The sequence below is a fragment of the Algibacter luteus genome, from assembly GCF_030344935.1.
Lineage (GTDB): Bacteria > Bacteroidota > Bacteroidia > Flavobacteriales > Flavobacteriaceae > Arenitalea > Arenitalea lutea.
In genome coordinates, this window is the sequence record NZ_CP128313.1 from 2,210,487 (window position 1) to 2,233,519 (window position 23,033).

Sequence of the window (23,033 nt, forward strand, 5' to 3'; positions counted from 1 at the left end):
TTAACAAGAAAGGCCAGTATGAGTGCATCGCGAAAAACGATTCTTATCATTTTAGCCTTTTTTGCTATTTATGTTATTTGGGGTTCTACTTACTTACTTAATAAAATTGCGGTTTCGCAATTACCACCATTCTTTTTAGCGTCTATACGGTTTCTTACAGCCAGTATCATTATTTTTATTATTGCCAAGGTTTTAGGGATTAGTCTTGCTATTTCGAAAAAACAACTTTTAAATACCACCATTGCAGGCTTGTTGTTTTTAACCTTAGGTAACGGGCTTGCGGTTTTAGCATTAAAGTATATTGATAGTGGCTTTGCGGCGTTAGAAATATCGGCACAACCTCTTGTGGTACTTATTATGATGCGGGTTTTACAAGGGAAACGCATTCAACTGATGTCTTACATTGGTGTGGTTCTGGGTTTTATTGGGATATTTTTACTGGTAAGCCAAAAAGAATTAATTACTAAAGAAGGTCAAGTTTTAGGTATGGTTTTAATTTTTGCCTGTATGCTATGTTGGGCTTATGCCAGCTTATTTGTTGGCAATGCCGAATTACCTAAAAACCATTTTGTAAACACAGGCTACCAGATGCTTACTGGAGGCATTTTATTGGGATTAACCAGTTTGGTGCTGAATGAGCCTTGGTCTATGCCTCAAGATTGGCAAGCCGATGTGCAGTGGTCTATGTTTGGGCTTATTTTATTTGGAAGTATTATAGCCTTTACAGCTTTTAATTATTTGCTAAAAGAAGTATCTCCAGATAAAGTAGCCACCTCAACCTATGTAAACCCGATTATAGCTTTAATTTTAGGTTGGTGGATACTCAACGAAGTCATTACTATGCAATCGATAATTGCAGCTGTTATTTTACTAACTGGCGTTTATTTTATTAATACGAAACGCAAATTTAAACCACGATATATTGGACGTTAAACAAGCTATAAAATTCATGATAATTAGCACCTTGGCCTTTGCTTGTATGAATGCCATTGTGAAACATTTAACCGATATTGGCGCCTTCCAAATTGTATTTTTCAGATCGGTAAGTTCATTGTTTTTTACCTTTGGTTTTTTAATAAAAAATAAGATTCCTATTCTTGGTAATAACCGTAAACTTTTAGTTTTAAGAGGTATTGTTGGTGTTATTTCTATGAGTCTGTTTTTTATGTCTACCAAATATTTACCTATAGGCACCGCGGTATCTTTACGTTATATGGCGCCTATTTTTGCGGCCGTATTTGCGATTTACTTTTTAAAAGAACGGATAAAACCAATGCAATGGATATTCTTCTTTATGGCATTTGCCGGGGTTTTAATTTTGAAAGGTTTTGATACCGAATTAGATAGCTACGGATTACTATTAATCATTGTGTCGGCTATTTTTAGTGGCTTAGTTTACATTGTAATTAGTAAAATAGGGAAAGGCGATCATCCAGTTGTGGTGGTGAATTATTTTATGGTGATATCTACCATTGTAGGTCTCGCGTTTTCAATAAACAATTGGATAAACCCGGTGGGAATTGAATGGTTGATGCTTATTGGTTTAGGTCTTTTTGGGTATTTCGGACAGGTTTACATGACGAAGGCTTTTCAAATTGCAGCAACCAACCAAGTAGCACCATTAAAATATCTAGAAGTGATTTTTACGCTTTTATTAGGTGTGATACTGTTTAGCGAAGTATATACTCTATACAGTCTTTTAGCTATTGCCTTAATAATTTCAGGTTTGGTACTTAATGCCGTGTATAAAGGAAAACCAAGTAAATCATAGTTTAATTATGCTATCTTATTTTGTAATTTTGCACCGATTAAAATTTAAACAGCTGCTTAATGAAATTTAAAACCCGCGTAAATAAAGTAAGGCGAAGCATTATGCGAAGCATTACCAAAAACATTGGAAGTTCTTATTCTGAACCAAAAAAGGGTGATATAGCTGTTTCAGAAATTAAATCGGTACTTATCATTAGGCCTAATCATCGTTTAGGAAATCAGTTGTTATTAACACCATTGGTTCAAGAAGTAATTAACACTTTTGAAGGCTGTACTATCGATTTATTTGTAAAAGGCGGAGTTGCGCATCCGGTGTTTGAAAATTACACGCAAATCAATAACATCATAAAATTACCTCGAAAGCCTTTTGATAATGTTTTTAAGTATGCTAAAAGCTGGTTGTCTATTAAAAAGCAATCTTACGATTTGGTTATTAATGCCGATAGGAATTCGTCTTCAGGGAAATTACTAACCCAACTAGCTAAGGCAAAAATTAAAGTTTTTGGCGATATTGATGAAAGCATTAAAGAAACTTATGCAGACCACGAGCATATTTCTAAATATCCCGTTTACAACTTAAGATTTTATTTAACCAAACTAGGTTTAGATAAACCAGAAGCTGAAATGCCTGTTTTAGATATAAAATTGAGCGATGAAGAAATTGCGAATGGCAAAACCATACTAAACGATATTATTAAGAATAACGGTAAGAAAACCATCTGTATTTACACCAATGCAACGGGAAACAAATGTTATTCTGAAGCATGGTGGGAGAATGTATATTCTCGATTATTAAAAGAATATCCGGATTATAACATCATAGAAATGTTACCAATAGAAAACATTTCGAAGATAAATTTTAAAGCGCCACATTTTTACAGTCAGGATATTCGCGAAATGGGTGCCATTATTAGAAATACCAGTATTTTTATTTCTGCCGATAACGGCGTGATGCATTTAGCCAGCGCCTCTTTAGTCCCCGTGGTTGGATTTTTCTCCAGAACCAATACCAAAATCTATGGTTCTTATGGTAATGATAGTGTAGCGCTTAATACGAATGAAACCAACATTGATGATTGGTTTAAGGCTATTGGTAACATTCTTAATTAAGACCTCTTATAGTTAATTTAATTCATGTCAAAACATAACCAGTATTCGTTTATTAATCCAAATAAATTTCCTTTTTTCTATGGTTATGTTGTGCTGGTTGTTGGAAGTATAGGCGTTTTAGCAAGTATACCAGGTCAAACCGTTGGAGTGTCGGTTTTTACAGATCCTGTTAAAGATGCACTAGGTTTAACAAGAAATCAATTTAGCAATGCGTATATGATTGGCACGTTATTAAGTGCTTTTTTCGTTACCAGAGCAGGGGTATTATTTGATAGATACGGCGCCAGATTTGTTGCCTTTTTCGCTGCCATTTTTTTAGGGATATCGTTACTTTTATTTTCAATTGCAGTTACTATTAGCAATAATATAAAACAATTTTTACAAATGGATTCTTGGGTAGTGCCCTTTGCACTTATCTCCATATTATTTTTTTTCATTAGGTTCTGCGGTCAAGGTGTGCTGACCATGTCATCACGTAATATGATAATGATTTGGTTTGATAAAAATAGAGGTAAAGTAAACTCCATAAGTAGTATAGGTGTATCGCTAGGGTTTTCTAGTTCACCAATTTTTATAAATAAACTTATAGACAATCATGGGTGGGAAATTAGCTGGCAAATTATAGCCATTTGTTTGTTTATTTTTAGTTTTTGTATCCTGCAGTTTTATAGAAATAAGCCAGAAGATTTTAATTTGAAGCCTGATGGTTTTGATGATAAAATCAAAATCTTTGAGGTTAAAAAAGAAGAAACAAGTTTTACTCTACAAGAAGCAAAACAAACCCGAGCTTTTTGGATGATAGGATTTATTTTAGCATTTAATAGTTTTTTTATAACAGGTTTTACATTTCATGTGGTTTCTATTTTTGCTAGTCAGGATTACACCAAATCGCAAGCTATTGCAGTGTTTTTACCCATATCTATTATAGCGATTGCAGTATCTACATTATGTAATGTTTTAAGCGACTATATTCAACACAAAATATACATTTACATTATGATTATTAGTGGGATTTTGGCCTCATTTGGGTTGTTGTTTTTGTCGCATACTATTGGGATTTACCTTTTAATAATAGGATTAGGTTTACTTAGTGGTTTGTTTGCTGTTGTAAATGCGGTAACATGGCCTCGATATTATGGAAGAAAATATTTAGGTTCCATCACAGGTAAAGTAATGAGTTTTATAGTTATAGCTAGTGCTATTGCACCTAGTTTGTTTAGCTATTGTTTTACTACTTTTGGCTCTTATAGTTATATAACTTATATTACTTTAGGGTTTCTTATATTTTTAATTATCGCTGCTTTAAAAGTTAAAAATCCACAACATTCTTAATCTTTTAAGAATTTGTATAAATTCACATATCTAAACCCATTGATTTTAGCTTTTTACCTAAACCTAACAATTATTTAAAACACTATTATTTCTATGTTACATTCATAAATACTTGCAGTAGCTGTTTAATTAATTACAAATAAGTCACGAAAAATTAGATACTCCTAAATCTTATTATAGTAAATTTCATTTAAAAGGCTAACACGCTGTATTTTAACAGGTTTTTAAGTTACAATTATCTTAAATTTTTATAATTTAGAAGGAATCTTTATTCCTTGAGCTATGAAAAATTATTGGTTGGTTATTTGTGCTTTTCTTGTTTTGGCATTTTCATGTAAATCATCAAAATCTAAATTCACAGATGCCGAAATAAACGCCTTAGAAACTTTAATTGAAAGTAAACATTATACAATAGAGTCCGATTGGGCAAATCCGCAAGTTACCTATGCCATGCAACAGGTTTTAAACTCTGGGCTCATGCAACGTGGTAGCTCCCCAAATGCTATTAGTTTAATAGGAAACCCCAATCATTTAACTATTAAAAATGACAGTGTCACATCGTATTTGCCTTATTTTGGAGAGCGCCAAATGGGTGCCGCTTATGGTGATTCTGGTGCTATTGAGTTGCAAGGTTTAATTGAAAACTATGAAGTCTCAAAAGGAAAGCGAAATAATTACATCGTTAAATTCGATGCTAAAAGTAAAACGGAGCGCTTTAATGTGATCATTCTGATATTCCCAAATTTAAAAAGTGCTTTGCGCATACAGAGTTCATCCAGGTTTCCAATTGCTTATTCTGGCCGCGTAGAAGCCATAAACCCATAAAAGCTCATTCGGTGTTAAAAATGCATGCGTTTCATCTATTCATCGTAAAATTTTATAGTTCAATCGAGTTTTTTGTTTAAAACCACCTGTAGTCATTTAGTTTTGAGGAGATTAAAAATTTCCCCAAATGAAAAAATTAATAACACTACTTACTTTTGCCGCTTTTAGCCTACTGCAAGCGCAAGAAACCGCTAATCTTCCAGAAAATTTCAAAAAGCGAAGTCCGATTTACGATTATTCAGAAAAAAAGCTGAACAATGTAGATACCATTCCAGATTTTGAAGCTAAATCTCAGAAGTTAAAAATTACAGGTACGATTTATGAAAGTGATGGCGTAACACCTGCAAAAAATGTGCTTTTATTCATTCATCATACCGATGAAAATGGAAATTTCGAATTAAAAAGACAAAATAAAAAACGCTACGTACACCACAGAGGCTGGGTAAAAACAGATGCTGATGGCAAATACACCTTTTACACTTTTATTCCAGGGAATTATATTTACAGTAACGAGCTAAAACAAATATTACCTATTGTTAAAGAGCCTAATAAACCTGAATATAAAATTGAAACCTTTCTGTTTGATGACGATCCGTTATTAACTGGAAAATGTAGAACCAAAGTTGAGGAAACAAATCCTAACCGAATTCTTAAACTGAACAAAAAAGAAGGCTTATTTGAAGCCACAAGAGATATTGTATTGGGTCAAGAAGGAGAACCTTCGTTTTAAACACATAAAAAATTATATAAATGAGACATGTTTATTTTTAAGCATGTCTTTTTTTTAATAAGTAAAGGCAACGCCTGGTATATCAAGAACAATATGGTCAGATATCGAATTGCGATTAAAAAGTTAAACTAACTATTCTATAATTTCACCTTTTTCTTCAGCAACAATTTTCCCCCAATTAGCAATTGCCATCAATACAGGCGCTAAACTTTCACCAAAAGGCGTTAAGGCATATTCTACTTTTAAAGGTGGTTTTTTGGTGTAAACCTTCCTTGTAATTAATCCATCACTTTCCAATTGCTTTAGTTGTAAACTTAAAGTACGTTCGGTAATGGTTGAAATTAATTTATACAATTCATTATATCTTTTTTTGCCGTCAACAAGGTATATAAGAATTACACTTTTCCATTTTCCACCAATGAGTTCCATGGCAATACTCGTAGTGCAAGAAAACATTTTGTCGTTATACTTTATTAATCGCTTTTTATGTTCAATTTCCATAATTCATTTATAATACCATGCAAAGGTACAACACTATCATTTATTATACAACTATACTTTTTATAGTATATTTACTATTTTTTATTATACTGATAATCAATATAATAAAAGAAAATTTTTATCAAAATTACATACTATCATATTTGACCGTTATTGTGAGATTCATAAACTACCTTTACTTTTGCACTATACTTTTGATAGTAGAATTAATAATAATAAAAAATTAAAATATGAATACCGAAACCATCTCAAGAGAGGACATTATTGAAGCATTTAATTTTAGACATGCAACTAAAGAGTTTGATGCGACTAAAAAATTAACGGAAGACGATATTAATTTCATCCTAAAAACAGCAAATCTTTCACCAAGTTCTTTTGGTTTTGAACCTTGGCATTTTGTAATTGTTCAAGATCAAGAACTACGCGAATTATTAAAACCAGTAGCTTGGGGCGCACCTTTGAAACTCGATACCGCAAGTCATTTTGTGTTAGGTTTAAGTATGAAAGCGCCTATGGTAAAACATGATGCTAAATACATAGAGCATATGTTGAAAGATGTAAAGCAAATGCCTTCAGATGTAATTGAAATGTACTCTAAATTTTATAGAGAGTTTCAAGAGCGCGATTTTAATTTAGATACAGACAAAAAATTATTCGATTGGTCATCTAAACAAACTTACATTGCCTTAGGTAATATGATGACTTCAGCAGCCTTGGCAGGTATTGATTCTTGCCCGATTGAAGGATTTCATCAAGAACAAGCAGAAGCTTTGCTTAGAGAAAAATTTGGAGTAGATACTGATAAATACGGATTGTCATTTATGGTGGCTTTTGGTTACAGAAAAGCAGATCCAGAATTCCCGAAATCTAGAAGAGCTTTTGAAGAGATTGTCACCTGGAAATAAATTAATATGAAAAAGCTAGTATTATTTCTTGTTGTAATTGTATTTAACGAGTTTGTCATTGCACAAACACTTACAACGGACAATACTATTTCTAAAAATGAAGTGGTAGTTGCAAGCGATGTGAAATGGGGTTGGTTAAATCCCTTGCGTGGTGATAAAAGTCCTGCGGCTGGACAACTTTGGGGAGACCGAACGGATACTTTAGCTTCAGGGTTTTTAGTAAAATTTAAAAAAGGATTTTCCTCACCACCACATATTCATAATGTAACCTATCGAGGTGTAGTTATAAAAGGTTTGTTGCATAACGACGATGAAAATGCAAAAAAACAATGGTTACCCACAGGTTCTTTTTGGCAACAACCAGCAGGCGAGGTGCACATCACTGCGGCTTTAGGAGAAGATAATTTAGCCTATATAGAAATTCAAAAAGGCCCGTATTTGGTAAAGCCAACCACAGATGCTTTTGATAGTGAGGAACGCCCATTGAATTTGGACACTTCGAATTTGGTTTGGTTAAACCCTGAAGATATTAGTTGGGTTTCGAGTAATAGTAATGTAGAAACTGCATTTTTATGGGGAACACTTGAAGACGGACAATTACGCGCATCACTTTTAAAACTACCTGCTAATTTTAAAGGTGAATTAAAAAATTTAAGTACAAATTTTAGAGTTGTGGTTATATCTGGTGGTGTAACACATCAATTTTCTAAAACAGGCATAAAACACCAATTAGAACCAGGTTCATATTTTGGGTTAAAAGAAAATGCTTCAATACACCTAAATACAACTATCGATACGATTATTTACATTCGTTCTAATGGCGATTTTAAAGTAAAATAAATAGTGTAAAATACTTTAAACGCAATTGTTTTAAAGTTTATTTTGATTGATTGATTTATAGCAGAAAAAGCTCCCGAACGTAAATTGTTCAAAGAGTAGCTTCTTCAATTAAAAGAATTATAAGTATGAAACCATTCGAAAATATAAATAAAGCATACAATTCTGTTTTTAAACCAAACGAATTAAGCGTTGGGGTGGTAGTGCCCATTGAAAGGTACGCAACTGGCCCTATACCAACAATGCAAGATCATGTAAAACGTGTACAACAAGTTGAAAATTTAGGTTTTAAATCGATATGGATTCGAGACATTCCGTTTAATGTACCAAATTTTGGTGATGCTGGTCAGACTTTCGATCCGTTTACATATTTAGGCTTTTTGGCTGGTCAAACTTCAGAAATAGCTTTAGGTGTTTCTAGTATTGCGTTACCTTTACACCATCCTTTAAACGTTGCTAAAGCAGCTACAAGTATCGACCAATTATCTGGTGGAAGATTGCTTTTAGGTGTGGCATCTGGAGATAGATTTGATGAATATCCAGCCATGGGAATTGATTATGAAAACCGAAGTGAATTGTTTAGAGAGTCATTCAATTATATTAGAAATGCTCAAAATAATTTCCCAACGTTTGAAACTAAAAACTTTGGAAGATTACAAGGTAATATTGATATGTTGCCAAAACCAACTTCAGGCAAAATTCCGATGCTTATGACAGGAAGTAGCAGGCAAAGTTTAGAATGGAATGCACTACATGCGGATGGTTGGATGAATTATCCTAGAGATTTATACAACCAAAATAACACCATTAGGCAATACAGAGAATTAGTGGCAGAATCCTCGAAATATAACAAGCCTTTTATGCAACCTATGTATATAGATTTAACGGAAGACCCAAATGCAAAGCCACAACCCATTCAATTAGGATTTAGATTAGGCATTAATTATCTAGCTGATTATTTAGATAAATTAAGAAGCATAGGGGTGAATCATTTAGCTTTAAACCTTCGATTTAATTCAAAGGATATAAATGATTCTTTAGAACTTATTGCAAAACATGTTTTGCCAGAATTTCATAATAATACACAAAATATAAAACACCATGCATAAACATATTTTAATTACAGGAAGTACAGATGGTATAGGCAATTTAACCGCTTTAAAACTGGCTAAAGAAGGCCATTTTATGTATTTACATGGAAGAAATGAAGCAAAACTAAACGCTGTTGTTTCAGAGTTTAAAGAAGTTTCAAAAAACCCAAATATAAAAGGATATGTTGCGGATTTTTCAGATTTAAACGCTGTTAAAATAATGGCCGAACGTGTAAAAAACGACATTCCTAAATTAGATATTTTAATCAATAATGCAGGAATATTCAAAACCAAAGACACTTTTGCAAAAAACAAATTGGATTATAGAATAGCAGTGAATTATTTGGCCCCGTTTATATTAACTAATGCACTACTTTCAAATTTAAAAAACACAGAATCTCCTAGAATTATTAATTTGAGTTCTGCTGCACAGTCTGCAGTTAAAAAAGGTGTTTTAATCGGTGCAACTGCGGTTAACTCTAGCGAAGCTTATGCACAAAGTAAATTAGCATTAACCATGTGGAGTTTCGATTTAGCAAAACAAGAGCCAAATATTACCATAATAGCTGTAAATCCAGGATCGTTATTAAATACTAAAATGGCTAACGAAGCTTATGGACAGCATTGGTCCCCTGCAGAAAAAGGTGTCGAGATTTTATATGCATTAGCGATGCATTCAAGTCATGTCGATAAATCTGGGCATTATTTTGACAATGATAAAGGTATTTACAGAAATGCACATCCAGATGCTTATGATCAACTAAAAATTGAAAACCTTTTGGAATCTACAAAATTGATTTTATCAGACCATTAATTCAAATTAAATTTTCAAAAATGATAGAATTTTAAAGTTTAAGAAATAACTACGTTTCTTTACTCAAATTAAGAGGTTGAATACAACTAGTCAACCTCTTTTTAATTTTAAAAAATCTAAAAAAAGTATTCAATGATTATTTAATTAAGGAATCCTTTGTGTTTTAATTTATTTAGTACTTTTATCGCGCATTTTTTAATAAAACAATGAGAAAATATAATATCGCTGTAATTCAGCTCAATCTTAATGATATTGCGGCAAACAACCTAAAAAAGTGTTTGCATTGGGTACGTGAAGCTGCCCAAAAAGGCGCAGAAGTTATTTGCTTACCAGAGCTTTATAGCAGTCATTATTTCTGCCAAACCGAAGATGTTGAAAATTTTTCAATAGCAGAACCTTTATACAGTACTTCATTTACAGCGTTTAGTGCCTTAGCTAAAGAACTTGGAGTTGTTATTATCGTACCATTCTTTGAAAAACGTATGGCTGGTATTTATCATAATAGCGCCTACATCATCGATACCGACGGTACTGAAGCAGGTTTGTATAGAAAAATGCATATTCCAGACGATCCGCATTTTTACGAAAAATTCTATTTCACGCCTGGTGATTTGGGATTTAAAAACAACGTCACTAAAAAAGGAAACATAGGTACTTTAATCTGTTGGGATCAATGGTATCCTGAAGCTGCAAGACTTACTGCTTTAAAAGGATCTGAAGTGCTATTTTACCCTACGGCAATTGGTTGGCATCCAGCTGAAAAAGCAGAATATGGTAAAAATCAATATGGCGCATGGATGAATGTTATGAAAGGTCATGCTGTAGCTAATGGCATTTATGTCGCTGCAGCAAACCGCATTGGTTTAGAAAAATATGTTCCTAATACGGCTGGTATTGAATTCTGGGGCGCTTCATTTATTGCAGGTCCTCAAGGTGAAATTTTAGCACAAGCTTCTCATGATAAAGAAGAAATTATAATGGCTGAAGTAGATTTAAATTTACAAGAAAATGTACGTCAGAATTGGCCATTTTTCAGAGACCGACGTATTGATGCTTTTCATGATTTAACCAAACGCGCAATCGATTAATGATGAGACGATTTCCGGCAGAATGGGAAAAACAAGAAGGTATTTTATTATGTTTCCCGCATAACGGTAAAGATTGGCCAGGGAAATTTCAGGCTATTCAATGGGCATTTGTCGAATTCATAAAAAAAATTGCAACCTACGAAACTGTATTTTTAATTGTTGTCAATTCAAAACAGCAAGCCAAAGTGAGCGATATGCTTAAAACGGCTACTGTAAATATTCAAAACGTTCGTTTTATTATTCACAAAACCAACCGCAGTTGGATGCGCGACTCTGGACCTATAATCGTTAAAAACGGAAGCAGGAGGGAAGCCCTAAATTTCAATTTCAACGCTTGGGCTAAATATAAAAATTACCAACTCGATAAAAATACTCCAGAAGTTGTAGCAAAAACTTTAAACGTGCCATTAACCCAAGTGCAATATAAAGGCAAACCAGTGGTTTTAGAAGGTGGTGCTTTAGAAGTTAACGGTAAAGGTACGCTTATAACTACTGAAGAATGTCTGTTACATCCAACAATTCAAGTGCGCAATGCTCTTTTCACAAAAGATGATTATGAGGCTGTTTTTAAAGAATATTTAGGAGTCACAAATACCATTTGGTTAGGTGATGGTATTATTGGCGATGACACTCACGGGCATATTGATGATTTATGTCGTTTTGTAAATGCTGATACCGTGGTTACCATTATTGAAACCGATAAAAAACATAAAAACTACAAACCCCTTCAGGACAATTTAAAGCGTTTGCAACAAGCAAAGCTCGAGAACGGAAAAGCGTTAAACATTGTAACTGTTCCTATGCCAAAAGACATCGTATTCGACAATTTAACGTTACCATCAAGTTATGTCAATTTTCTTATTACAAACAAAGTTGTTTTAGTGCCAACATTTAATGATGTTTCTGATAGAATAGCTTTAAATACTTTAGCTGAATGCTTCCCAGACAAAGAAGTTATAGGCATAAGCGCTATCGATCTTATTTGGGGCTTCGGGACCTTACATTGTTTGAGTCAGCAGATTCCTCATTAATATTTGACTTTCAAAATAATCATATTTCAGATTTAATTTTTTCTATGTATTGACGCATTTTGAGTCAAACCCAACGGATATAACTTGAAACGTAGCAAAAAAAGATTCTCTATTTTCAGCTGTAACTAATGTCTCTATTTTGGTGTTTTATTTAACCTAATAAACCCAAAATCATGAAAAAAACATTACTTATTTTATTTACCTTATTTATGTCTGTAATAGGGTATTCGCAAAGCGTTGGAGATACCTTCTTTGATAATTTTATAACCTTCGAAATTACTTCACTTACACCTAATGAGGTTAAAACCATAGGGTATGTTGTGTCTGGTGGACCTATAGTTAATGTTCCCGCTTCAGTTATAAATAGTGGTAATACATATACCGTTACTAGTATAGGTACCCAAACTTTTGCTAGTAAAAATTTAACGTCTGTCACACTTCCAAACAGTTTAGTAAATATAGATGATACGGCATTTACAAATAACGCTTTAACAAGTATTACAATTCCCAATAGTGTATCAAGTATTGGGTACGCTGCTTTTGGGGTCAATTCTATTACAAGTGTTATTATACCAGATAGTGTAACTAGTTTGGGAGATAGTGCTTTTGATAGCAATGCTTTAACTAGTGTAACGATCTCAAATAGCCTTTCAAGTCTTGGTCTGGCTACTTTTGCTAATAATAATTTAAGTACTGTTACAATTCCGAGTAGTATCACAGCTATTGGGAATAGTGTGTTTAGTAATAATCCTTTAACATGTGTAATATCAGAAGGCACCACACCTGCCACAATTGCTTCAGGCTCTACAACTGATTCTTTTGGAGGAAGCCGAAGCAATATCAATTTAACCATACCATTAGGTACAGCAACTGCTTATGCTGCTGAAACATGGACAGGCTTTAATAGCGTTGCTGAAGGATTTTCTAGTAATTTTGTGGTTGATCATATAACGTATCAAGTTACATCAACTACAAATAATACTGTAAAAACCTCAGACTACAATACTGCAGGTGGAACGGTTGTTAATATACCTTCAACAGTTACAAGAGCTTGTACTACATATAGTGTTACAGAAATTGGAGTAAATTCTTTTGCTCAGAATAATTTAACCAGTGTTACTATACCTACTAGTGTTACAAGTATTGGATTTCAAGCTTTTGCAAACAATGCTAATTTAACAAGTGCACCATTGCATAATGGCATTACTAGTATTGGGCATAATGCATTTAATAATTGTGCTCTAAATAGTGTCAATATCCCAACTAGTATGGTTACTATTGAAGATGGTACTTTTGTAAGCAATAACATAACTAGTGTCACTATTCCAAGTAATATTACAAGTATTGGAAGCTATGCTTTTCGTTTTAATAATTTAACAAGTATAAATATTCCTGATACTGTTTCAAGTATTGGAATTTATGCGTTTGCAAACAATAATATTTCTAATGCTACTCTTCCAAATAGTTTAACTACAATACCTGAAGGAACTTTTGATTTTAATAGCTTATCTAGTATAACAATACCAAGCACTGTTACCGTTATTGGTGAAAATGCTTTTAGAAGTAATAATTTTGCTACTGTTACTATTCCTGATGGCGTTACAACACTTGAACTTGGCGCTTTTTCACAAAATGTTATAACTAATGTTACAATCCCAAATAGTGTTACAAGTATTGGAATTCTAGCTTTTCGGTTGAATCAATTAACAGCTGTTACTATACCTGAAAATGTTACATTTATTGGTGAAAGGGCGTTTGTTAGTAACCCATTAACAGATGTAACTTCATTGGCGAATGTACCTCCAACTATTACAACTTCATCTGATTTCCCAGTTGTTATAGATTCTTTTAATAATGACCGTAGCGATATCCACCTTCACATACCTGCTGGCACTATGGGAGCTTATGTTACAGACTCTGGTGCTTTATGGACAGGATTTAATCCCGTTACTGAAGATGCATCATTAGGCGTTACTGATTTTGAGTTAACTAATAATATAAAAGTTATTAATACTAAAGATGAACTAAGAGTTATATCTTCAGGAAATGTAAAACTTAAGAGATACAACATTTACGCAATTACTGGTGCTAAAATAAAAGATGGTAAAGAAAGTATTATAGCTATTGATAATTTTTCAAATGGTATATATATATTAGAACTAAATTTTGATGAAGGTAAACTTTTAAAAAAGTTTGCGAAGTAAATAATGCTTTTACAATTGCTTAATTAAAATATATAAACCATTTATTTTTTGAACAAACCGTAAGCGTTTTTTAATGAAAACACTTGCGGTTTGTTGTTAATTATATGATTATACTTGTAATATTTTTTGCGAGTAGATTTTAATAGAAACTTTATAAGTTGTTTTTTAACATTAAGAATCTGTCATTATTTATATGAAAATCATCAAAACTACTTATTCTATTTTTATCTTTTTCTTGTTCATTACAGTTTCTGTTTTAGGTCAGGTTAAAGACATAGATAGCCTTAAAATGGAGTTGCTGAAACACAAAGAAATAGATTCCACAAGAGTTAACCTATTAAACAAGATAGCCTTCAGTTATCGTAGAAAAGATTTAAGTAAAACTTTAGATTATTTAAAAGAATCAGACAGTATTACCAATATTATAAATTTTCAAAAAGGCAAGGCGAGGAGCTTTTACGTGAGAGGTGTTGCTGAATTAATGCAATCAAACTATAACGAGGCTATTCAACATTTAGAAAGTGCTATACAAATATATTTAGATATTAATTATATGAATGACATAGGTGTATGTTACATGGCATTAGGCATTGTTTATTATTATCAAGGATATAATGAGAAAACTTTAATAAACTACATAAAAGCACAGCAAATTGATGAAAAATGGGGGATTAAAAAGAATATAATTACCAATACCTACAACATAGGTACTGTTTATGTGGCAATGGGCAAGTACAAAGAAGGGCTCATCAATTATAATGAAACCTTAAAATTATATAGAGAAAACAATGATAAAAAAGCTGAAGGAAATGTATTGAACAGCATTGCCAATGTATATAAAGATTTGGGTAATTACCCAAGTGCATTAGAAAATTACCAAAAATCACTATCTATATATGAGAAAATAAATGATTCCATAGGAATAGCTAGGGCATATTCCGGTTTGGGAAATATACTCAGGAGTCAGTCGCGGGATGACGAGGCTTTAGAGTATTTTAAAAAGGCGCTATCAATCCAAGAGATCAAAAAAAACAAGAAAAACATCGCTAAAGTAAAAATTAGCATAGGTAATTTATATAAATACAAAAAAGACTATGATTCTGCTATTAAGCTTTTTGAAGAAGCTTTAACCATAGGTAGGCAAATTAAAGCTGAGAATGATATTGCTGACTATCTCAATAACCTTGGAAACATTCATTTTAAAATTAAAAACTATACTGCCGCCTTCACATACTTTACAGAGTCAAAAAATATTAATCAAAAAATTAAAAATAAAAAAAGCCTAAGTTATTCGTATTTAGGTCTTGCAGATTGTTATGTTCAGCAACAGAAATATAATAGGGCGCTAGTTAATGTTTTAAAAAGTAAAGAAATATCTGATGAATTAGGGCTTTTAAATTATCAAAAAAGTGCTGAACAATTACTTTCAAAGATTTATAGAAATACAGGTCAGTACAGTAAAGCTTTATCTAGCCACGAACAATTCAAAATTTTGCACGATAGCCTGTACAATATTGAAAATATTCAGAAAATGGCAGAATTAGAATATGAATTCAAATATCAAAAAGCACTAGATTCTGCAAGTATAAGAGAGTTGCAATTAACAAAAACTGTTACAGCAACCAATAAAGACTTAGTAAAAACACAACGAAACTATTTATGGGCTATTATTGGGGTTCTCCTGATTTCTATGTTATTGGGTTCAATAATTTTCTATCAAAAATTAAAGAATGCAAAAGCTAGAACCCAAAATATTACCACAGAACAAAAATTATTACGTAGCCAAATGACTCCACATTTTATATTTAACTCCTTATCGGTCTTACAAGGCATGATATTAAATAAAGAAGATAAAAAATCGATTAGTTATCTATCTAAGTTTTCAAAATTAATGCGAATAACCTTAGAAAACTCAAGAGACAAACTCGTATTACTTTCTCAAGAATTACTGGCCATAGAAAACTATTTAGCACTTCAGAATTTAGAAAATGAAGCTTATCAATATTCAGTTTTAGTAGACGAAAACATTAATACCGAAGCTTTTGAAATCCCACCCATGCTTATTCAGCCTTTTGTTGAAAACGCCATTGAACATGCTTTCATCAATCAAAAAAAGAACAGAAAAATCAATATTCACTTATCATTTACAGGTGATAAACTAATTTGCACAATTAGTGATAATGGTGTTGGATGTAACTATGAAAATGGTAATAAACGCAAAGACAAAAAGTCTTTAGCAACAACCATAACTTCAGAACGATTAAAAATACTTTCAAAAGATTTAAAAATGGAAGGTTTTGTAATGGTTGAAGACCGACAAGTTTATGGTGAACAAGGAACCATAGTAACGCTTCAAATTCCGCATAAAATAATTTAAGTACATGAAAGTCTTAATAGTAGAAGATAAAGCATATATCAGGCAAGGTTTAATTAATTTATTACAATTAATTGATTTTGAAGTAGACATTATTGGCGAATGTGAATCTGTAAAAGAAGCGGTAATCGTCACAAAAGCCTGTAAACCTGAACTGGTTTTTTTAGATATTAATCTTACCGACGGTAATGCTTTTGATTTTTTAGAACAAACAGAACAGCTCGATTTTAAGATTATTTTCATTACCGCCTATGAAGAATATGCACTAAAAGCTTTAAAAATTGGCGCGGTAGATTATTTGTTAAAACCTGTTGATATTAACGATCTTGAAGTGGCGCTTCAAAAAGTAGTTAACACGCCTTTAAGCGAACATAAACAACATATTAATACCGTAAAAAAAGTTTGGAAAGAGGAAGACTCGAATTTAATTCTATCGCTGCATGACAGTTTTCAGGTGGTAGATTTAAATGAGCTTATTTATTGTGAGTCTGATAAAGGTTACACTACATTTTACTGTTTGGAAAATAAGAAATATATGGTTTCTAAAACATTAAAGGAATTCGAAGAACGACTTACCAATGCTACCTTTATTCGTCCGCATCAATCGTTTATGGTCAACCTTAAATTCATAGATAAATACGACAAGTCTGGAGTCATTTATCTTAAAAATGGCAAAAAAATACCAGTATCTTCGCGTAAAAAAGAGAATTTTTTAAGAGCTTTTTTAAACTGGAACAAATGCTAAATAACAACAGTTGTAAACTTGATTTGGCCTTGTAAATCTTCGACTGAATAAGAAACAAACAATAATTTCCTTTATATTTAGACTATAAAGAATTAATTGGTGGGTAAAAAGCGAAATTTTTAGGCTATGAATTTAAATAGAGATAAACAAATTCTACTCTTTTTAATCAAAGACCCAAACAAAAAAAGTTGGATTGTCATTATAAGAGAATTTATAATGCTCTTATTTTCTAAAAAAGAACTTCCAAAATATTACATTACTAATTTGCTTTACCGCAAAAACGTTCATAACTATAAAAAGTATCTAAGCTTTAAAGAAAATAGAAAATTGCTCATTTGGTCTCAATCGCAAGCCAATTCGCAAATTAACCTTGTGCAAAATAAATTACTGTTTGGAGAGTTTCTTATAAAAAATAACATTCCCACACCCAAAATATATTGTCATAACTCCAAAACAGAATTCACATATAATAATGATGTTTTTCAAATAAATTCTAAAAATGACTTATTAGTATTCTTTGAAAACATATTTATTGCCGAAAATATATCGCACATTCTTTGCAAACCAATTGATTCAGGGTTGGGTAAAAATATTTTCATTTTAGACAAACTCAACCTCTGTGATTTAGATGATAATTTAATTCATTTATTTATTTCCAAATCCTTTATATTTCAGGAATTAATTTTACAACATGAAGTCTTAAAAAAAATTAATGATACTAGTTTAAATACGTTGCGAATTGTTACCTACAAAACAAAATCAAACAAGGTAGAAATTTTATCAGGCTTTATTCGAATTGGAAGAAAAGGAGCAATTGTAGATAATGCCCATGCCGGAGGCATAGTTATAGCCCTAAACAAAGAAACAGGTGAAATACGTTCAGAAGGCTTACAGTTAATAGATAATGGTGGAGGGATATTTTATAAACACCCCGACTCAGGAGTGGTTTTCGAAGGTATACAAATCCCTCATTACCAACAAGTAAAACAAATAGTAACTAAAGCTACTAAACTATTGAATTTCCCATTGTTGGGTTGGGATGTTGCTATTCATCCAGATGGCCCAGTAATTATAGAAACCAATCATAATTTTCATTTAATGCTATCAGATAGAATGGAAAATGTCTTAAAAAATAACGTTGTATTTAATGAATTAATGAAGCAAATTGAAAATAAAAATTAATGCTTTAAAACACCACTTATCACCATTATCTTTAAGACATTATTAATAGAAAAATATAAACAACTTCATAACACCTTCTTGATGAAGCTTAGGATTTATAGTTATCTTTAGTATTTCAATCGGAATACATCAAAAATCCAAGTTTATGTTACAAGATGTTTTAATAAAACGCGAAATATATGCATCAGAAGAACACCAAATGATGCGCGACATGATTCAGGATTTCATTAAAAATGAAATTATCGATAACATAGAAGCATGGGAAAAAAAAGGGATGGTAAGTCGCGACATTTGGGAACGCGCCGGAGCCTTAGGGTTATTGTGCATTGATATGCCAGAACAATACGGCGGCAGTGGTTTAGATTTTAGCTTTAGTGCTTTGTTTATTGAAGAATTGGCTAAAGAGGGCATTAACGGACCAGGATTTTCATTGCACTCAGATATTGTAGCTCCTTATCTTTTAAAGTATGGCACAGAGGAACAAAAACAAAAGTATTTGCCTAAAATGGCAACCGGAGAAATAATTACATCTCTGGGTATGACCGAGCCCAACTGTGGTAGTGATCTTAAAGCCATAAAAACATCAGCAACCGACAAAGGCGACCATTATGTGGTAAACGGACAAAAAACCTTTATTACCAATGGATATATGAGTGATATGTCTATTGTTGCAGTAAAAACCAATGTGGGCACCGAAAATGAAGGGGTGTCATTACTAATAATGGAAAGTGAATCTGAAGGTTTCGAAAAAGGAGTTCCTTTTCAAAAAGTCGGCATGAAAGCCCAAGACACCTGCGAATTATTTTTCGATAATGTAAAAGTGCCGAAAGAAAATTTATTGGGCGAAGAGGGTCTGGGTTTCAAAATAATGATGACAGAATTGGCAAGAGAACGCTTAACTGTTGCACTCAACGCTATTGGTGGGGCAGAAGGAGCTATTGAAAAAACCATTGCCTATACCTCCTCCAGAACCGCTTTTAAACAACCCATTGCCAATTTTCAAAACACACAATTTAAACTGGCAGAATGTGCTTCACAATTACAGCTTCACCAAGCTTTTTTAGACCGCTGTACACAATTGTTAGCAACACATCAACTCACTACCGAAAGCGCCTCAATCTCCAAATATTCCGCAACAGAAATGCACGGTAAAGTCGTGGACGAATGTCTGCAACTCTTTGGAGGGTATGGCTATATGTGGGATTATCCTATTGCACGCATGTATGCAGATAACAGAGTTGCCAGAATTTATGCGGGTACTAATGAAATCATGAAAATACTAATTGCCCGCGGATTATTTAAGGAATTATTTCAACAGATGAAATCCATGAAAAACGAATAGATATTTTAATTGACAAACTATTTAGAGAATTGAAAACGACATTATTTTTTTGCCTTTTATTCACAACATGTCTTTATAGTCAATGCCCTGATGGAGATGTTACGTTTAATTCGCAGGGAGATGTTGAACAGTTTCTTTCTAATTATCCCGATTGCAACAGTATCAGCGGTGATTTTATAATTACGGGTTCAGTGAACAATTTAGCCTCCTTAAATAATATTCGATCAATTGAAGGAAGTTTAATAATAAACAACACACAGCTCGTTACGATATCAAATTTCAACAATTTAAATGCCGTTTTAAATAACATTGAAATTTCAGATAATGCGAGACTAACTGAAATTATTGGTTTTAACAGGTTATTAGATTTAAGTTTTTTGTTTAGCGTCGAAAACAACCCCAGGTTGGTTATCCTAGATGGCTTTAATAGAGCAACCGATGTTTTTGGAAATTTCATATTAAACGGTAATACGGCATTGGAAACTATTTCTGGCTTTACCCGATTAGCCGCTATTCACAACGCCATGGCTATAAACGACAGTCCTGTTTTAAACAGTATCCCAAGCTTTAATAATATCATTTTAATGAACTGGTTTATTCAATTTTACAATACAGGATTATCTGAAATTACAGGCTTTGATAACTTAACCACCATAGGAGGAGGCATCAATCCGACGTTGGGTTTAAACATTTCCAACAATCAAAATTTAATAACTATTTCAGGGTTTAATTGTTTAGAACGTATTGCATTCGATTTGTTAATTCAAGATAACCCATTATTGGAAAGCATTATAGGTTTGTCTAATTTAGAACTTGTAGACCAAATAGTAACCATTAGAAATAATGACGCATTATCTTCTTTAAACGGCCTTCAAAATTTAACTACAATAGCTTCAACAGGTTACGAAACAATAGTGGTGCTTGAGGTTCTAAATAATCCGCAATTATCAGATTGTAATGCTTTATGTCAATTGTTGTCTTCAAATGGCGTAACTGGACTTACAAACATATCAAATAATTTAGCTGGTTGTGAATCTGAAGCAGAAATAGAAACTTCCAATTGCACAGCGTTTCAGGGTATATCGTGCACCAGTTTAACACAACCATTAGCTGGTGATATTGATGTAGATTTGAACACTGATATAACTTGGAATGCCATACCTGCTGCCACAGGTTATTTAATTTCCATAGGCACATCACCCGAAGGTGCTCAAATAGCCTATAATGTAGATGTTGGCAATGTCACAACTTACAATTTGCCAAATGCACTACCAGAGGACAGCACCATATTCGTAAAAATAAAACCTTATTCAAATAATGTTCAAGCGACCTGCTGTATAGAAGAAAGCTTTTCCACGGTAAACATTCCCCTTGGATGCACTCATCTTCTGCAACCTCGTAATAATACAACCAATGTTCCTGTAAATACTATTTTTAGCTGGGAATCTGTATTTGGGGCCGCCGGATATAAAATAAGTATTGGCACAACTCCGGGAGCAACAGATATTGCAAACCAAATAGATGTTACCGATAAAACCACTTATACATTAACCGAGAATTTACCTGAAAATACAATGATTTTTGTAACTGTAGTTCCGTATAACGACACCGAGAATAGCATGGGTTGTATTGAAGAAAGCTTTACCACAACTGCTAATGTCGAATCACTAACGGTTCCAAAATTCTTTACCCCAAATAATGACGGACAAAATGATACTTGGTTTATTAACGACCCGCTAAATGAAATTGAAGTTGTTTCTATCTATAACCGATATGGCAAACTCCTTAAAACACTAAACCAAATACAACAAGGTTGGAACGGACTTTTTAATAACGAGTTGATGCCTGTAAACGATTATTGGTACATCATTAAATTGAAGAATGGCAAGCAAATGAACGGTCATTTTACTTTAAAACGATAGAGTGTTTAACACTAGAAATTTCTTTTTATAAGTTATCATAGTCCTTTTTATATGACAGCATAGGAAATTAGTTTATTTCAACTCACAACTCTTTTATTTTAAAAAACAATTTATACGCAAACTTTTTAGATATTTGTTCATGATTTGAAATACAAAAAATTATTGTCTTTAATGAATTCAAACATAAAAGCGTCAAGGTTAATTAGTATACTTTCCATTATATTGTTAGTTTCAAATTTGTAATATTTCAATATTATTGAATTATTTTTTTCGTTTTTTTCGATTTTCTTTTTTTCACAGGAAGTACTTCTTCTGGGAAAGGGAAAAGTATGGTTGAATTTTTTTCTGCCGCTATATTAGATAAGGTTTGATATAAACGCAATTTTATGGCAGATGGCGACTGATCGATAAGTTTTCCTGCCTCAAGTAATTTACTTGCTGCTTGCTCTTCTGCTAAGGCCAGTATAATTCTTGCTCTACGAGAACGTTCAGCCTCTGCTTGATTAGCCATCATTCGGCGCATATTCTCCGGTAATTGTATATCTTTTATCTTAACATCATTAATTATTATACCCCATTCTTTAGTTTCTTCTTCAACAATTTCTTTAATGTTTTTACCCATTTCTTCCCGCTTTGAAAGAATGGTATCTAACTCTACTTTTCCACAAACATCCCTTAGCGCTGCTTGTGCAAGTTGCGTTATTGCAAATTTGTATTCTTCGACTTCTAAAACTGCTTTTTCTGGATTATCAATTCTAAAAAAAACAACACCATCTATACTACATGGTACGTTATCTTCAGTCATAACTTCTTGTGAATCAATATTGAAAGTAATTACTCTTATATCAACTACTTGAATCGTTTCTATAAATGGAATAATCCAACGAAAACCAGGCTTCAAAGTTTTTATATATTTTCCAAATCTAAATTTAAGAGCTCTTTTATATTCAAATACAATTCGAATACCACCAAATAGAAACAGCCCAAAAATTATACCTATTAAGACTAACCTGTTCATAATATATCTATTAAAATTTATAATGATTACTCAATTGAAAAGGCTTTAAACCCATTCAGAATGACTATTAATTGCTTTCATCCCCATATTATTCTAAGTTGTTTACTAAACCACTTAATATTAGATGTAGCGATGAATATGGATCATTCTAAAGATACGTTTTTTTTAGGAATTTTCCGAGTTTTAAACCTCAAATTTATAGTGTATCTATT

20 protein-coding genes are annotated in these 23,033 nt (G+C 32.5%); 18 read left to right on the forward strand and 2 right to left on the reverse strand.

The features are described 5' to 3' along the window. Positions 1–18: 18 nt before the first annotated feature. The 6 genes from O5O44_RS09245 (at position 19) to O5O44_RS09270 (ending at position 5,767) form a co-directional block, all read left to right on the forward strand. Complete coding sequence (locus O5O44_RS09245) at positions 19–933, forward strand: EamA family transporter (protein ID WP_289194093.1); 915 nt, start codon at positions 19–21, stop codon at positions 931–933. A gap of 16 nt (positions 934–949) precedes the next feature. After that, the gene (locus O5O44_RS09250; protein ID WP_289194094.1) at positions 950–1,771 is read left to right on the forward strand and encodes a DMT family transporter; all 822 of its coding nucleotides are present in this window, start codon (positions 950–952) and stop codon (positions 1,769–1,771) included. Between the two features lie 59 nt (positions 1,772–1,830). Further along, the gene (locus O5O44_RS09255; RefSeq protein ID WP_289194095.1) at positions 1,831–2,880 is read left to right on the forward strand and encodes a glycosyltransferase family 9 protein; all 1,050 of its coding nucleotides are present in this window, start codon (positions 1,831–1,833) and stop codon (positions 2,878–2,880) included. A 24-nt stretch (positions 2,881–2,904) separates the two neighbouring features. Next, the gene (locus tag O5O44_RS09260; protein WP_289194096.1) at positions 2,905–4,212 is read left to right on the forward strand and encodes an MFS transporter; all 1,308 of its coding nucleotides are present in this window, start codon (positions 2,905–2,907) and stop codon (positions 4,210–4,212) included. Between the two features lie 282 nt (positions 4,213–4,494). Then, complete coding sequence (locus O5O44_RS09265; protein ID WP_289194097.1) at positions 4,495–5,037, forward strand: DUF4251 domain-containing protein; 543 nt, start codon at positions 4,495–4,497, stop codon at positions 5,035–5,037. A gap of 127 nt (positions 5,038–5,164) precedes the next feature. After that, complete coding sequence (locus O5O44_RS09270; protein WP_289194098.1) at positions 5,165–5,767, forward strand: dioxygenase family protein; 603 nt, start codon at positions 5,165–5,167, stop codon at positions 5,765–5,767. 132 nt (positions 5,768–5,899) lie between these two features. Here O5O44_RS09270 and O5O44_RS09275 read toward each other — a convergent pair whose 3' ends face one another. Next, a complete protein-coding gene (locus tag O5O44_RS09275) occupies positions 5,900–6,268 on the reverse strand; it encodes a winged helix-turn-helix transcriptional regulator (RefSeq protein WP_019388579.1) in 369 nt (122 codons plus the stop codon). 230 nt (positions 6,269–6,498) lie between these two features. Here O5O44_RS09275 and O5O44_RS09280 point away from each other — a divergent pair, with 230 nt between their 5' ends. The 12 genes from O5O44_RS09280 (at position 6,499) to O5O44_RS09335 (ending at position 21,803) form a co-directional block, all read left to right on the forward strand. Continuing rightward, complete coding sequence (locus tag O5O44_RS09280; RefSeq protein WP_289194099.1) at positions 6,499–7,173, forward strand: NAD(P)H-dependent oxidoreductase; 675 nt, start codon at positions 6,499–6,501, stop codon at positions 7,171–7,173. A gap of 6 nt (positions 7,174–7,179) precedes the next feature. Next, on the forward strand, positions 7,180–8,013 hold the full coding sequence (locus O5O44_RS09285; RefSeq protein WP_289194100.1) for a DUF4437 domain-containing protein: 834 nt from the start codon (positions 7,180–7,182) through the stop codon (positions 8,011–8,013). Between the two features lie 125 nt (positions 8,014–8,138). Beyond that, positions 8,139–9,119 carry an LLM class oxidoreductase gene (locus O5O44_RS09290; RefSeq protein WP_289194101.1) on the forward strand — a complete coding sequence of 327 codons (981 nt, stop codon included), beginning with the start codon at positions 8,139–8,141 and terminating at the stop codon, positions 9,117–9,119. Further along, complete coding sequence (locus O5O44_RS09295; protein ID WP_289194102.1) at positions 9,112–9,915, forward strand: SDR family NAD(P)-dependent oxidoreductase; 804 nt, start codon at positions 9,112–9,114, stop codon at positions 9,913–9,915. Before O5O44_RS09290 ends, O5O44_RS09295 begins: the two co-directional genes overlap by 8 nt. Positions 9,916–10,121: 206 nt before the next feature. After that, positions 10,122–11,003 (forward strand): carbon-nitrogen hydrolase, encoded by an 882-nt coding sequence (locus tag O5O44_RS09300; protein ID WP_289194103.1) that lies wholly within the window; start codon positions 10,122–10,124, stop codon positions 11,001–11,003. After that, positions 11,003–12,034: an agmatine deiminase family protein gene (locus tag O5O44_RS09305; RefSeq protein ID WP_289194104.1), complete on the forward strand. Its 1,032-nt coding sequence runs from the start codon at positions 11,003–11,005 to the stop codon at positions 12,032–12,034. The genes O5O44_RS09300 and O5O44_RS09305 overlap by 1 nt, the downstream gene beginning before the upstream one ends. A 173-nt stretch (positions 12,035–12,207) precedes the next feature. Continuing rightward, positions 12,208–14,238: a leucine-rich repeat domain-containing protein gene (locus O5O44_RS09310; protein ID WP_289194105.1), complete on the forward strand. Its 2,031-nt coding sequence runs from the start codon at positions 12,208–12,210 to the stop codon at positions 14,236–14,238. Between the two features lie 193 nt (positions 14,239–14,431). Continuing rightward, positions 14,432–16,615 carry a tetratricopeptide repeat protein gene (locus tag O5O44_RS09315; protein WP_289194106.1) on the forward strand — a complete coding sequence of 728 codons (2,184 nt, stop codon included), beginning with the start codon at positions 14,432–14,434 and terminating at the stop codon, positions 16,613–16,615. Between the two features lie 4 nt (positions 16,616–16,619). Continuing rightward, a complete protein-coding gene (locus O5O44_RS09320; protein ID WP_289194107.1) occupies positions 16,620–17,357 on the forward strand; it encodes a LytR/AlgR family response regulator transcription factor in 738 nt (245 codons plus the stop codon). Between the two features lie 126 nt (positions 17,358–17,483). Further along, positions 17,484–18,539, forward strand: coding sequence for a sugar-transfer associated ATP-grasp domain-containing protein (locus O5O44_RS09325; protein ID WP_289194108.1), 1,056 nt, complete (start codon positions 17,484–17,486; stop codon positions 18,537–18,539). 145 nt (positions 18,540–18,684) lie between these two features. Beyond that, positions 18,685–19,881 carry an acyl-CoA dehydrogenase family protein gene (locus O5O44_RS09330; protein WP_289194109.1) on the forward strand — a complete coding sequence of 399 codons (1,197 nt, stop codon included), beginning with the start codon at positions 18,685–18,687 and terminating at the stop codon, positions 19,879–19,881. Between the two features lie 29 nt (positions 19,882–19,910). Further along, entirely contained in the window at positions 19,911–21,803 is a 1,893-nt protein-coding gene (locus O5O44_RS09335) for a T9SS type B sorting domain-containing protein (RefSeq protein ID WP_289194110.1), read from the forward strand. Between the two features lie 253 nt (positions 21,804–22,056). Here O5O44_RS09335 and O5O44_RS09340 read toward each other — a convergent pair whose 3' ends face one another. Continuing rightward, positions 22,057–22,821 carry a slipin family protein gene (locus tag O5O44_RS09340; RefSeq protein ID WP_289194111.1) on the reverse strand — a complete coding sequence of 255 codons (765 nt, stop codon included), beginning with the start codon at positions 22,819–22,821 and terminating at the stop codon, positions 22,057–22,059. Positions 22,822–23,033 lie beyond the last annotated feature (212 nt).